Raw genomic sequence first — 12,440 nt, forward strand, 5'->3', positions numbered from 1 at the left:
CCGTCAGGCCGGTGTCACCAGTTGGGTGTCGTAGGCCAGGATGACCGCCTGGACGCGGTCGCGGGCGCCCGTCTTCGCGAGGATGCGGCCGATGTGGGTCTTCACCGTGGACTCCGCGAGATGGAGACGTTCGGCGATCTCCGTGTTCGTCCAGCCCTGGCCGACGACCGTGAGGATCTCGCGCTCCCGTTCCGTGAGGGAGGAGAGACGCGGGTCCTCCTCGGGCGGGGCCGCCTCCGCGGCGGGCTGCGGCAGGTGGTGGATGTAGGCGTCCAGAAGACGGCGCGTCAGGCTCGGGGCCACGACCGCGTCGCCGCTCGCGACCGCGCGGATGCCGGCGAGGAGCTCCTCGGGCTGGGCGTCCTTCACCAGGAAGCCGCTCGCTCCGGCGCGCAGTCCCTCGTACGCGTACTCGTCGAGGTCGAAGGTGGTGACGATCAGGATCCGGGTGCGGGCGCCCGTCGTGACGATGCGGCGGGTGGCCTCGATGCCGTCGAGGCCGGGCATCCGGATGTCCATCAGGACGACGTCGGGGTGGTGACGGTCGACCAGGCGGATCGCCTCCGTGCCGTTCGAGGCCTCGGCGACGACCGTCATGTCGTCCTGGCTCTCGAGGAGCATGCTGAAGCCGAGGCGCTGCATCGGCTGGTCGTCCGCGATGAGTACGGTCGTCACGAGGGGGAGCCTTCCAGGGGGAGTCGGAGACGGACGTGCCAGCCGCCGGCCGACAGGGCGCCGCAGGTGAGCAGGCCGTCGTAGAGGGCGGCGCGTTCGCGCATGCCCGTGAGGCCCTGGCCCTGTCCCTGGTGGGGTCGGGCGGTCGTCGGAGTGCCCGTGTCGACCACCTCCACCAGGAGTTCCTTCGGGGCGTAGGCCAGGAGGACGGTCGCCCGGGCCGAGTGGCCCGCGTGCTTGAGGGTGTTGGTCAGGGCTTCCTGGATCACGCGGTAGACCGTCAGCTGGGCGCCAGGGGCGAGGGGTTGAGGGGCCGGCTCGTCGCGGACCTCCAGCTCCACCGCGAGGCCCGCCTTCCGTACGCCGGTGAGGAGCGTGTCCAGATCGGCCAGGGTGGGCTGGGGGTCGCGGACGGCCTCCTGTTCGTCGTCGCGCAGGACGCCGAGGAGGCGGCGGAGGTCGTCGAGGGCCTGGCGGCTCGTCGTACCGATGGCGTCGAGGGCCTGGGTGGCGCGCTCGGGGTTCTTGGCCGCCGCGTACCGGCCGCCGTCCGCGAGTCCGGTGATGACCGAGAGGTTGTGGCCGATGATGTCGTGCATCTCGCGGGCGATCCTGGTGCGTTCGGCGGCGGCGGCGAGCCGGACCTCCTGGTCGCGTTCGACCTCCAGGCGTCGGGCCCGGTCGACGAGGCCGGCGGTGTGGTCCCTGCGGGAGCGGACCACGAAGCCGAGGAGGGCGACGAGCGCGTACGCCCAGAGGGCGGGGATGACGCGCTGGTCCCAGGTCTCCTGGGGGAAGCGGACCGCGCCCGTCACGAGCGGCGGCAGGATGAGGGCGAAGGCCCAGAGGAGTGCGCGGGGCTGGCGGGTGAGCGCGAGGTGGAAGACCGGGATCGCCTGGAGGTACGCGGCCTGGAGGAAGGCCCCGGAGGCGTCGCTGACGAGGGCCGCGCAGGCCATCACGGCGAGCGCGGTCATGGGGCGGCGGCGGCGCCAGTACAGCGGCAGGGAGAGGGCCAGGCTGAGGACGAGGACGAGCCCGCCCGGTACCGACGGGTCCCGGGCGGTGTTCTGCCAGCCGCCCGCCCCGTCCACGAGGGCCGCCCCGGCCCAGGAGAGCGTCAGCGTGGCGTCCCACACCCAGGGGTGTCGGGCGTCGAAGGCGCGCGTCCGGGTCAGCAGGCGCTGGATGTGCCTGCTGAGGCCCGTCGCCCCGGCGGTGTGCGGTGTCTCCTCCGTGATCATCCGGCCATCATCCTCATACGTCGCGGCGCTTGAGCAACAGGGCGGGGACGGTGAGTGCCGCGGCCGCCCAGAGGAACAGGGCGAGGAGTGCGGCGCCGGGGGAGGCCGCGCCGGGGATCGGGGTGGCGGAACCGAGGGCTCCGGCCGCCTGGGTGGGGAAGTACCGGATGGCCGTGTCCAGGGCGTCGTACGGGAGCATCCCGAGGATCTCGGGGACGATCAGGACCCCGCCGACGAAGGCGCCGATGGCGCCGGGGACGGAGCGGAGGGCGGCGCCGAGGCCGAGGGCGATGACGCCGAGGAGGGTGACGCCCGCCGCGTTGCCCGCGACGGCGGCGAGGACGCCGTCGTCGGTGAGGGAGGCGGCCTGGTCGGTGCCGTCGAGGAAGAACCGGGCCGTCAGGAAGGTCAGCAGGGCGGTGAGGAGGGAGAGCGTGAACACGACGGCGGTGTAGACGGTCGCCTTCGCCCACAGGACGGGGAGGCGGCGCGGGACGGCGGTGAAGGAGGCGTGGGCCATGCCCGTCGCGTACTCGCCGGCGGTGACGAGGATGCCGAGGACGGCGAGGGCGATGCCGCCGAGCTGGGAGCCGTAGAGGGTGAGGACGACGGTGTCGACGTCGGAGTCGCCGCCGTCGGAGGTGTAGGTGGAGCCCATGAGGATGCCGACGCCGAGGACGAACGCCACGGCGGTGAGGACCGTGATCCAGGTGGAGCGGACGGTCCACAGCTTGTGCCACTCCGAGCGGAGGATGCGGGTGGTCGTGAGGCCGTAGGTGGTGGTGGGTGCGGTGGTGGCGGGTGCGGCGGTGGTCGTCATGCGGGGGCTCCCTGGTATTCGACGGAGTCGCGGGTGAGGTCCATGAAGGCCTGCTCCAGCGAGGCGGCCTGCGGGGTGAGTTCGTGGAGGGGGATGGCGTGGGCGGCGGCCGCGCGGCCGATCTCCGAGGCTTCCAGGCCGGTGACGAGGAGGGTGTCGGGGGCCTCCGTGGTGAAGCGCGCGTCCGGGAGGAGGTGGCGGAGGCGGTCCGCTTCCGGGGTGACGACCTTGACCGAGGCGCCGCCGGAGGCCCGTACGAGCTCGTCGACCGTGGTGTCGGCGAGGAGGCGGCCCTTGCCGATGACGATGAGGTGGTCGGCGGTGAGCGCCATCTCGCTCATGAGGTGGGAGGAGACGAGGACCGTACGGCCCTCGGCGGCCAGGGACTTGAGGAGGGTGCGGATCCAGAGCACGCCCTCGGGGTCGAGGCCGTTGACCGGTTCGTCGAGGACGACGGTCGCCGGGTCGCCGAGGAGCGCGGCGGCGATGCCGAGGCGCTGGCCCATGCCGAGGGAGAAGCCCTTCACGCGCTTGCGGGCGACGTGGGTGAGGCCGGTGAGGGCGAGGACCCGGTCCACGCGGGTGTGGGGGATGCCGTGGGTGTGGGCGAGGGCCATGAGGTGGTGGTACGCGGAGCGGCCCGGGTGCAGCGAGCGGGCTTCGAGGAGGGCGCCGACCTTGGTGAGCGGGGCGCTGTGGCCGGCGTAGGGGCGGCCGTCGACGGTGGCGTGGCCGCGGGTGGGGGCGTCGAGGCCGAGGATCATGCGGAGAGTGGTGGACTTTCCGGCGCCGTTGGGGCCGAGGAAGCCGGTGACGGTGCCGGGGCGGACGGTGAAGCTGAGGTCCTGGACGACGGTGGTGTCCCCGTACCGCTTGGTGAGGTTCTCTGCTCGGATCATGTCGACGACGCTACGGAGCGGGCGGCGGCCGGACGTCCGACCGTGGGAGTGTGCCGGGGCGCGGGCGTAGTACCGGGGTACGACGGCGGGTGGCGGGTGGGTGTGTGAGGGAAAAGGCCTTGTCAGGGGGGTCTCGCCGTGGCGAGGATCCATGGCATGGACTATTCGATTCGTACCATCCGCGCCGACGAGTGGGAGCAGGTCCGTGCGCTGCGGCTCGCCGCCCTCCAGGACCCGGTCGCGCACCTGGCGTTCCTCGATACGTACGCGGACGCCGAGGCGCGGCCGGATTCCTTCTGGCAGGAGCGGACGGTGAATTCCTCGGAGAGCGGGCCCGGTGGTGTGCGCCAGTTCGTCGCGGAGGCGCCGGACGGACGGTGGGTGGGCACGGTGACGGTGCTCGTGGAGCGGGCCGCGGCCGAGACGTACTTCGGGGATGTCCCGGTGGTCGAGCAGACGCATGTCGTCGGGGTGTTCGTACGGGACGAGGCGCGTGGCTCCGGGGTGATCGACGCGCTGTTCGAGGCGGCGACGGAGTGGTCCTGGTCGCTGGAGCAGCGGATCGAGCGGGTGCGGCTGTACGTCCACGGCGAGAACGTCAGGGCCCAGGCGGCGTATCAGCGGCTCGGGTTCGTGGACACCGGTGTCAGGGTCGCCCTGCACGGCAGCCCGGTCGCGCAGGAGTTGGAGTACGAGCTGCTGCGGTCGGCGGGGTAGGTCCGTTCCTCAGCGGCTGAGCGAGTTCTCCGGCCAACGGGATCTGGCTTGTTCGGGGGACCGCATCAGGGCCAGGGTCGGGAGGCCCTGGTCGTGGCCGGTGGCGAGGAGCTCCGGGAGGTGGGGGAGCGGGGCCACGGCGGCGACGTCGTCGAGGACGAGCGTCAGTGGTGGGTCGAGCCGACCGTCGGATGACCGTGCGGCCATGCGGCGGCCGTGCTCGACCACGCTTGCGGCGAGGGCCGTGAGGAGCGGCATCGCGCCGGGGTGGGCCCGGGGGTTCTCGATCGGTTCGCCCACCACGTAGAGCGTGCCCCCTTCGGCGAGGAAAGATGCGAGGGCCAGCGAATCCGTTCGATTCGGTACGCAGGCCTCGCGGATGTGGATCGAGGACAGGGCGGCGAGCGCACGGGCCGTCAGTTCCTGGGCGAGCCTGCGGCTTTCGGGGTGGGCGGTGAGCGCCGATTCGAGGAGGCCGGCGAGGCCTGAGGCCGCTTTGGGGTGGCTGCGGAGGATGCGTACGGGCTCGTGGGCGCCGGCTCCCTGGGCCCAGCGGTGGACCTGGCGGAAGGGGCGGCCGTCGACGGCGGCGGCGTGCAGCCAGCAGCGCAGAAGCGTTTCGGCGGTGTCGGCGGTGGCCGCGTCGAGGCGGGAGAGCGGGCGTACGGGGGCGAGCAGGGCGGCTGCCCGCTGCTGCGCGACGGCCGGGTCCTCGCACTGCTCGGACGGGGACCAGTGGAGACGCCCGGGGGTGTCGCAGAGGTGGCCGGGGTCGTGGACGAGGACCGGGCCGAGCTTGCCGCGCGCGTCCTTCGTCGAGGACCAGACCGTGGGGTCGGAGGTGACGACCAGGACGGGGCCCTCGGCGTCGCGGATCGCCTGGACGGCGACGGGGTGGCGGGTTTCCGGGGGGCCGTAGACGAGGCGGGTGGTCGGGCCGGGGGTGGGGGCTGGGGCTGTGTACGTGGCGGGTGCGGGTGCGGGTGCTGTGTACGTGGCCGGTGCGGGGCCGGTCGTCGGTGCCGGTGCGGGTGCTTGTGTGGCGGGGAGTGACTCGTTGGGCGGCTGGGCCGGTGGGGCGGTCGGGGGCGTCTCCGTGCGGGGTGGGGCGATCTGCACGGTCTCGGCGGGTGCCGCCGGGGCCTGGGCCGGGGTCGGGGCCGGTTCCTTCCGTACCCGGGCGGCGGCGGTGTGCGCGTACGCGCCCGCCTTCCGGTTGGTCCTCACCGCGCGCCAGCGGGTGATCGTGCCGAGGGCGAAGATCGCGAGGACCAGCAGGACCATCGCCTCGCCGATGAGGAGGCCCCAGAAGAGCCCGTATCCCGAGAGCTGGTCCGGCGGGGTGGCCGGCCAGGCCGCCGCGAGGTCCGTGGGGGCCGTGGCCAGGGAGCGCAGGGCCGCGGGCGTGCCCATGAAGGCGACGCCCCGCGGCCAGGCCCCGTGGGAGAAGAGGCCGGCGAGGCCGGTCGCCGTCCACACCAGGGCCGTGAGGCAGAGGAGGAGGCCGAACAGGCCGAGCAGCAGCCCGTCGGAGACCCCTCCTCCCTTCCGCGCCGTGTCCGTCCTGTCCATCTATGCCACCGTCGACTGCGAAGTGCCGTTCATCTGCTGCTCGATGAGGATCGCGCGCTGCTCCGTCTCCCACTCCAGCTCGGGATCGACGACCGAGGACTCGGTCATGGCGCGGTCGGTGTAGACGAGGGGGCGTTCCTTCTCGGTGATGAGGTGTTTGACCACCTGCACGTTGCCGTTGACGTCCCAGACCGCGATGCCGGGGGTGAGGGTCGGGATGATCTCGACCGCCCAGCGTGGCAGGCCGAGGACCCGGCCGGTGTTGCGTGCCTCGTCGGCCTTCTGGGCGTAGATGGTCCGGGTGGAGGCCATCTTGAGGATCGCCGCGGCCTCCTTGGCCGCCGCTCCGTCGACGACGTCGGAGAGGTGGTGGACGACGGCGACGAAGGACAGGCCGAGGCGGCGCCCGAACTTGAGAAGGCGCTGGAACAGCTGCGCCACGAACGGGCTGTTGATGATGTGCCAGGCCTCCTCGACGAGGAAGATGCGCTTCTTCCGGTCGGGGCGGATCCAGGTGTGCTCCAGCCAGACGCCGACGATCGCCATGAGGATCGGCATGGCGATGGAGTTGCGGTCGATGTGGGAGAGGTCGAAGACGATCAGGGGCGCGTCGAGGTCGATGCCGACGGTCGTCGGGCCGTCGAACATGCCCCGGAGGTCACCGTCGACCAGCCGGTCCAGGACGAGGGCGACGTCCAGGCCCCAGGCCCGTACGTCGTCTATGTCGACGTTCATCGCCTCGGCCGATGCGGCCTTGGGGTGGCGGAGCTGCTCGACGATGTCGGTGAGGATCGGCTGCCGGTCGGTCTTGTGCTCGGTGACGAAGGCGTGGGCGACCTTGAGGGCGAAGCCGGAGCGCTCGTCGAGGCCGTGGCCCATCGCCACCTCGATGATCGTGCGGAGCAGCGCCAGCTGGCCGGTGGTGGTGATCGAGGGGTCGAGGGGGTTGAGGCGGATGCCGGAGTCGTTGGCGACCATCGGGTCGAGCCGGATGGGAGTTATTCCCAGCTCCTGCGCGATGAGGTTCCATTCGCCGACGCCGTCCTCGCCCTGGGCGTCGAGGACGACGACCTGACGGTCCCGGAAGCGGAGCTGGCGGAGCACGTACGTCTTCTCCAGCGCCGACTTGCCGTTGCCGGACTCGCCGAGGACCAGCCAGTGCGGGGCGGGGAGCTGCTGCCCGTACAGCTGGAAGGGGTCGTAGATGTACCCCTTGCCGCTGTAGACCTCGCGGCCGATGATCACGCCGGAGTCGCCGAGGCCGGGGGCGGCGGTCGGCAGGTAGACGGCCTGGGCCTGTCCGGTGGAGGTGCGGACGGGCAGACGGGTCGTCTCCACCTTGCCGAAGACGAAGGAGGTGAAGGCGTCGGTCAGGACGGACAGCGGATCTCGCATCGGTCGGTGCCCCTTCGGCCTTAGCGGCGGATGCCGGTCGCGAACGGCAGGGTGTTCACAAAGGCCCTGTGGTGCTCGCGGTCGCACCACTCCAGCTTCAGGTACGACTTGCCGGCGGAGGCCCTGATCGTGCGCTTGTCCCGGGCGAGGGCCTCGGGCGAACGCGACGACACCGTGATGTACCCGACCAGGTTGACTCCGGCAGCGCCGCTGGCGAGATCTTCACCCCGCTGGTCGAGCCGGCCGTGGGCGGCGATGTCGCGGGGGTCGACGGTGCGGTTCATCTTGGCGGCGCGGCTGGCGTCGGCCTCGTCGTTGGTCTTCTCGGTGAGCATGCGCTCGATGGCGACCTCGGTGGGCTCCAGGTCCATGGTGACGGCGACCGTGCGGATGACGTCGGGGGTGTGGACGAGGAGCGGGGCGAGGAAGTTGACGCCGACCGGGGTCATCGGCCACTCCTTCACCCAGGCGGTGGCGTGGCACCAGGGGGCGCGCGTGGAGGACTCGCGGGTCTTGGCCTGGAGGTACGTCGGTTCCATCGCGTCGAGTTCGGCGGGCCAAGCGTTTCGTTTCGTCATGGCCTGGATGTGGTCGATGGGGTGGTCCGGGTCGTACATGGAGTGCACGAGGGAGGCGAGCCGGGACTGGCCGAGGGGCTGGCGTACGCGGATGTCGGCCTCGGCGAGGCGGGCGCAGATGTCGGTGAGCTCGCGGGCCATGACGACGGCGAGGCCGGCGTCGCGGTCGAGCTTGCGGGCGCCGGAGGCGTGGCGGGCGGCGCGGGCCATGACGTTGGCCTCGGCGGCGAGTTCGCGGGTGTAGTGCATGCAGGCGACGAGGTAGGCGCGGTGCTGCTCGCTGGAGGTGGAGACCATCGACTGGAGCTGCTCGTACGACTCCTTGAGCCAGGCGGGGGCCGTCGTGTCGCCGCGCTGGGAGACGTCCTTGGCGTGGGCGTCGGGGTCGGCGGGGAGGGTGCGGGCCAGCATCTGGAGGCGGGTCACGAAGCCGTCGCCGTTGGCGACGTGCTTGAGGAGGGTGCCGAAGCGGTCGACGAGGGCTTCCTGGTCCTCGCTGTCGCGCAGGCCGACGCCGGGGCCCTCGATCTCGATGGCGGCGGTGACGGTGCGGCGGTCGGCGTGGAGGAGGACGGCGATCTCGTCGGGGCCGAAGGGGGCGGCGAGCCAGCCGACGCGGCCGATGCCGGGGGGCGGGCCGATCTCGACCTCGCGGCCGTCGAGGTGGGTGCCGGATTCGGCGGCGACGGAGCGGTAGGCCGTACCGCGCTTGAGCATGCGCTTGTAACTGCGGTTGATCTCGAACCACTTGTAGAAGGTGCGGCCCTTGTACGGGAGGTACACGGCGGCGATCGCGACCATGGGGAGGCCGGCGAGGAGCGCGATCCGGAGGGGGAGGACGGGGACGAGGAGTCCGCTCATCATGCCGAGGAACGCGCCGACGATGATGAGGGCGATCTCGCCCGTCTCACGGTTCTTGCCGACGATCGCGTTGGGCCGGGCACGGCCGACGAGATACGTACGGCGGGGCGCGACCGGCTGGGACTGGGTCGTCAACGCCCTCCACCTCCAGAGTTGCGGTTGCTGTGCGGGGTACCCGTGGTGGGACTGCTGCTACGGGGCGCGGGTGGGGGCGTGGCCCCGCCGCCGCGGTTGTCGCCGCCGCGGCTGCTGTGGGCGGCGACGCCGCCGGCGAGGGGGTTGGCGGGGCGGGGGGCCTGGGAGCCCTGGGCGCCGCCGCCTCCGCTGTCGCGGGTGCTGTGGGTCTTGATGCCCTGCGAGACGAGGGAGGCGGGGGAGGAGATGACGGCGGCGGCGGTGTTCTCGCCGGCGCGGTGGAGCCGGTTGTTGCGGGAGGCGGCGATCTCGTCGCCGAAGCCGGGGACGAAGCGGTAGATCACGCCGGAGGCGAAGATGGCGAGCAGGATGATCGCGAGTCCGGACACGACGGCGGAGAACGAGTCGGGGCCGGTGCCGGAGGAGAGTGCTCCGGCGAGGCCGAGGACGATCACGATGACCGGCTTGACGAGGATGACCGCGATCATGATTCCGGCCCAGCGGCGGACGTGGCCCCACATGTTCTTGTCGACGAGGCCGGAGTAGACGACGACGCCGAGGAGGGCGCCGACGTAGAGCATGACGGCGCGGAGGAACAGCTCCAGGTAGAGCACGCCGGCGGCGAGGACGGTCACCAGCGACACGATGATCAGCATGATGGGGCCGCCACCGATGCTGTCGCCCTTCTGGAGGGCCTGTTTGAAGCTGCCGAAGAAGACGTCGGTCTGCTGGCCGGTGCCGGAGGCGATGACCTCGGTGACGGCGTCGGTGGCGTTGACGACGGTGTAGAGGATGAGCGGGGTGAAGGCGGAGGCGAGGACCGTCAGCCAGAGGAAGCCGATGGCCTCGGAGAGGGCGGTGGCGAGGGGGACGCCCCGGATGGCCCGCTTGGCGACGGCGAGGAGCCAGAGGAGGAGGGTGAGGACGGTGGCGGCGGCGAAGACGATCGCGTACCGGCCGAGGAACTCCAGGTTGGTGAAGTCGACGTCGGCGGTTTCCTTGACGGCCTTGGAGAGGTAGTCGATGGTCGCGACGGCGGCGTCGGCGCAGCCGCGGGCTAGGGAGGAGAGGGGGTCGAGGGCGGTGGTGGGGTTGGGCAGGGGTGCCTGGTCACCGCCGCCGGACTCGCTCCTCTCGCAGAGCTGCCGGGCCGTTCCCGTGAGGAGGTCGCACTCCTTGTTGCCCACGGTCGGGGTGGGCGTGGGGGCGGTCGGCGTGGGCGTGGGGGCCGCCTGGGCGGCCGGGGCGAGCAGGAGGGGTACGGCGAGGAAGGCGGCGAAGGCCGCCGTCGACGCGCGCCCGGCCAGGCTTCGGCTAGCGGGCATAGGTGAACCCTCCGTATCCCTCGACGGCCTCGGCGATCTCGTCGGCTGTGGAGGCGCGGCTGTCGCCGTTGACCGGTGTGGGTCCCTCGCTCTGGCTGAAGGACTCCACGCGCCAGTCGTTCCCGACCCACTTGAGCTTCTGCGTGATGGTGAACCAGGTGGAGGTGACGGGCTTGGTCGAGCCCGCTCCGGCGAGGCCGCCCAGGCCGGTGCACCAGACCTCGACCGTCGCGGAGTTCTCCGTGTAGTCCCGGACCTTGGTGCCGATCGGGACGGTGCGTGAGACGAAGGTCAGGCCGGAGGGGGCGGTGCCGTTCTCGTCGAGTCCCATGCCGGCCATGAGGCCGGCGGAGTAGGAGGCGTCGAGCTTCTTCAGGAGGTCCTCCACGACCGCGGGGTCGTGGATGGCGCGCACGATCTCCGCGCGGGGGCCGTCCTGGAACATCTCGGCCGAGCCGAGGACCACCGCGTAGTTCGTCGCCGCGCTCTGCGCGCCCTGCTCGTCGTGGGCGTAACCCGTCGGGATCTGGCCGTTCTTGCCGTTGACCGGGCGGACGCCCGTTGCCGCCGTCGGGGCTGCGGTGCCCGGGGTGCCTGTCGTGGGGGCCGCGTCCGCCGGGTCTCCGCCGCCGCGGTTGGCGAAGGCGATCGCCGCGATGAGGAGGACCACCACGCTCACGACCGTGATCAGGGAGCGGGAGCTGCGGACGGGGCGGCGGGCGCCGCCGTAGACGTCGCCGCTGTTGCCCTCGGGCAGGCGGGTCCGGGTCTGGCCCGAGCCGCCCACGCCGCCGAAGCCGTCGTGCTCGTCGCCGAGGCTCATGCCGGGTACGCCCCCTCACTCGTTCGCGGGTACGACAGTGCTGCAACATGGCTGGGCATCAGGGAACGCAAACACGACATCAGCAGGCCTCAGGGGGATGGAGTCCGACGGGGGATCAGACGGCCATCCCGTACACGATGGTGAACAGCGTCCCCAGCGATCCGATGATGAAGACGCCGGTGAGGCCGGCCACGATCAGGCCCTTGCCCTGTTCCGCGCTGAAGGTGTCGCGGAGCGCGGTCGCGCCGATGCGCTGCTTGGCCGCTCCCCAGATGGCGATGCCGAGGCAGAGCAGGATGGCCACGGCCATCACGACCTCGATCATGATCTTGGCTTCGGCGCCCAGGCTGCCGAAAGGGCCCCAGTTCGGGGCGATTCCACCGATGATGGTGGTGATGTCGCCCTTTTCTGCCGCCAGGTACATGTAACTCACCGCCCCTGTTGGGTAGTTAACTGCCCCTGCCGGACGGCATGGGTCATCGCCCTATCTTCGCTGATGAAACCGCTCGTGTGTGACGCCTTGACGGGTCTCTTTACCCGATCCCCGCACACTTGACCGGTCTGACCGTCTTGACCTGCGGTGGTGTGGCCGGTTTCCATGCGAAGAAGCGTATGGTCACTCTGTGTATCACGGAGGGTGACTCCGGGCAATGATTGTCGTTGTTGCACTCTTGGGGCGCCGTCGCCCCGCCGCCGCCCCGCCGTCGCGTGAGTCTCAGGCGTACGAGGCGATCAGGCGCGACAAGTGACGGCCCGCCAGGAGGAGGGGGTCCTCGCTGCGGGTGACCTGGGCGGTCACTTCCGCGCCTTCGAGCGTGTTGATGACGGTGGCGGCCAGGTCGCGGGCTTCGGGGGAGGGGAATCCGCAGCCGAGGAGCTTTTCGGCGACCAGGTTCTGCCAGGTGCGCAGGGCGTCGGCGCAGGCCTGCTGGATGGGGTTGTCGGAGCCGAGGGTCTCCAGGGCGGCGGCGGTGACCGGGCAGCCGTCGGTCCAGCCGGAGGTGCGGAGTTCGCGGGCCAGGAGGCGTGCGCAGGCGTCGACGGCCTCGGCGGGGCCGTCCTCGCCGTCGAGGGCGGTGCGCAGGAGGTCGGCGAACTCCTCGCGGCCGTGCGCGATGGCCGCGACCGCGACGGCTTCCTTCCCGCCCGGGAAGAAGTGGTAGACGGAGCCGAGGGTGGCGTCCGCCTCCTTCGCGATCTGCTTGATGCCCGTTCCGACGTAGCCCTGGCGCTGGATGAGGCGTGAGGCGGCGACGACGATCCGGTCGTGGGTGCTGCTGGTCTGCATGGGGCGAGTTTAGTCGGTGCAGTGAGTAGAGCGTTCGTTTTAGTGCGTGCTACGGTCCTGCCCAGTCGCTAAGTAGAGCGTTCGTTTTAGAGTGCGTATCGATGGGGG

The 12,440-nt window shown here is 71.5% G+C and carries 12 protein-coding genes; 1 reads left to right on the forward strand and 11 read right to left on the reverse strand.

The genetic code is table 11. The features are described from left to right. Positions 1-3: 3 nt before the first annotated feature. Genes SGA01_RS19040 through SGA01_RS19055 form a run of 4 tightly spaced genes read right to left on the reverse strand, consistent with a single transcriptional unit; the run spans position 4 to position 3,638 of the window. On the reverse strand, positions 4-675 hold the full coding sequence (locus SGA01_RS19040) for a response regulator (RefSeq protein ID WP_141297679.1): 672 nt from the start codon (positions 673-675) through the stop codon (positions 4-6). Continuing rightward, the gene (locus SGA01_RS19045; protein ID WP_141297680.1) at positions 672-1,919 is read right to left on the reverse strand and encodes a sensor histidine kinase; all 1,248 of its coding nucleotides are present in this window, start codon (positions 1,917-1,919) and stop codon (positions 672-674) included. Before SGA01_RS19045 ends, SGA01_RS19040 begins: the two co-directional genes overlap by 4 nt. Positions 1,920-1,932: 13 nt before the next feature. Beyond that, positions 1,933-2,739 (reverse strand): ABC transporter permease, encoded by an 807-nt coding sequence (locus SGA01_RS19050; protein WP_141297681.1) that lies wholly within the window; start codon positions 2,737-2,739, stop codon positions 1,933-1,935. Next, positions 2,736-3,638: an ABC transporter ATP-binding protein gene (locus SGA01_RS19055; protein WP_141297682.1), complete on the reverse strand. Its 903-nt coding sequence runs from the start codon at positions 3,636-3,638 to the stop codon at positions 2,736-2,738. The genes SGA01_RS19050 and SGA01_RS19055 overlap by 4 nt, the downstream gene beginning before the upstream one ends. A 156-nt stretch (positions 3,639-3,794) precedes the next feature. Between SGA01_RS19055 and SGA01_RS19060 the strand changes: the two genes are divergently transcribed. After that, positions 3,795-4,355: a GNAT family N-acetyltransferase gene (locus tag SGA01_RS19060; RefSeq protein WP_141297683.1), complete on the forward strand. Its 561-nt coding sequence runs from the start codon at positions 3,795-3,797 to the stop codon at positions 4,353-4,355. Positions 4,356-4,364: 9 nt separating this feature from the next. Here SGA01_RS19060 and SGA01_RS19065 read toward each other — a convergent pair whose 3' ends face one another. From SGA01_RS19065 to SGA01_RS19095, 7 genes are all read right to left on the reverse strand, one after another. Continuing rightward, positions 4,365-5,927, reverse strand: a complete 1,563-nt coding sequence (locus SGA01_RS19065) for a type IV secretory system conjugative DNA transfer family protein (RefSeq protein ID WP_141297684.1) — start codon at positions 5,925-5,927, stop codon at positions 4,365-4,367. After that, complete coding sequence (locus SGA01_RS19070; protein ID WP_141297685.1) at positions 5,928-7,322, reverse strand: ATP-binding protein; 1,395 nt, start codon at positions 7,320-7,322, stop codon at positions 5,928-5,930. Positions 7,323-7,342: 20 nt separating this feature from the next. After that, on the reverse strand, positions 7,343-8,896 hold the full coding sequence (locus SGA01_RS19075) for an SCO6880 family protein (protein ID WP_141297686.1): 1,554 nt from the start codon (positions 8,894-8,896) through the stop codon (positions 7,343-7,345). Then, positions 8,893-10,221, reverse strand: a complete 1,329-nt coding sequence (locus SGA01_RS19080) for a hypothetical protein (RefSeq protein WP_141297687.1) — start codon at positions 10,219-10,221, stop codon at positions 8,893-8,895. Before SGA01_RS19080 ends, SGA01_RS19075 begins: the two co-directional genes overlap by 4 nt. Continuing rightward, the gene (locus SGA01_RS41115) at positions 10,211-11,044 is read right to left on the reverse strand and encodes a hypothetical protein (RefSeq protein WP_167534135.1); all 834 of its coding nucleotides are present in this window, start codon (positions 11,042-11,044) and stop codon (positions 10,211-10,213) included. The genes SGA01_RS19080 and SGA01_RS41115 overlap by 11 nt, the downstream gene beginning before the upstream one ends. Before the next feature lie 115 nt (positions 11,045-11,159). Beyond that, complete coding sequence (locus SGA01_RS19090; RefSeq protein ID WP_017242359.1) at positions 11,160-11,468, reverse strand: DUF8827 family protein; 309 nt, start codon at positions 11,466-11,468, stop codon at positions 11,160-11,162. A gap of 291 nt (positions 11,469-11,759) precedes the next feature. Continuing rightward, complete coding sequence (locus tag SGA01_RS19095) at positions 11,760-12,332, reverse strand: TetR/AcrR family transcriptional regulator (RefSeq protein ID WP_141297688.1); 573 nt, start codon at positions 12,330-12,332, stop codon at positions 11,760-11,762. Positions 12,333-12,440 lie beyond the last annotated feature (108 nt).

Origin of the sequence: Streptomyces gardneri (assembly GCF_006539185.1) — a bacterium.
In the GTDB taxonomy this organism is placed as follows: Bacteria; Actinomycetota; Actinomycetes; order Streptomycetales; family Streptomycetaceae; genus Streptomyces; species Streptomyces gardneri.

What these genes read in the sequence shown, in the direction of transcription:
- SGA01_RS19080 (WP_141297687.1), bottom strand. Translation starts at nt 10,221, where the DNA reads ATGCCCGCTAGCCGAAGCCTGGCCGGGCGCGCGTCGACGGCGGCCTTC.
- SGA01_RS19045 (WP_141297680.1), bottom strand. Translation starts at nt 1,919, where the DNA reads ATGATCACGGAGGAGACACCGCACACCGCCGGGGCGACGGGCCTCAGC.
- SGA01_RS19070 (WP_141297685.1), bottom strand. Translation starts at nt 7,322, where the DNA reads ATGCGAGATCCGCTGTCCGTCCTGACCGACGCCTTCACCTCCTTCGTC.
- SGA01_RS19055 (WP_141297682.1), bottom strand. Translation starts at nt 3,638, where the DNA reads ATGATCCGAGCAGAGAACCTCACCAAGCGGTACGGGGACACCACCGTC.
- SGA01_RS19065 (WP_141297684.1), bottom strand. Translation starts at nt 5,927, where the DNA reads ATGGACAGGACGGACACGGCGCGGAAGGGAGGAGGGGTCTCCGACGGG.
- SGA01_RS19050 (WP_141297681.1), bottom strand. Translation starts at nt 2,739, where the DNA reads ATGACGACCACCGCCGCACCCGCCACCACCGCACCCACCACCACCTAC.
- SGA01_RS19090 (WP_017242359.1), bottom strand. Translation starts at nt 11,468, where the DNA reads ATGTACCTGGCGGCAGAAAAGGGCGACATCACCACCATCATCGGTGGA.
- SGA01_RS41115 (WP_167534135.1), bottom strand. Translation starts at nt 11,044, where the DNA reads ATGAGCCTCGGCGACGAGCACGACGGCTTCGGCGGCGTGGGCGGCTCG.
- SGA01_RS19095 (WP_141297688.1), bottom strand. Translation starts at nt 12,332, where the DNA reads ATGCAGACCAGCAGCACCCACGACCGGATCGTCGTCGCCGCCTCACGC.
- SGA01_RS19060 (WP_141297683.1), top strand. Translation starts at nt 3,795, where the DNA reads ATGGACTATTCGATTCGTACCATCCGCGCCGACGAGTGGGAGCAGGTC.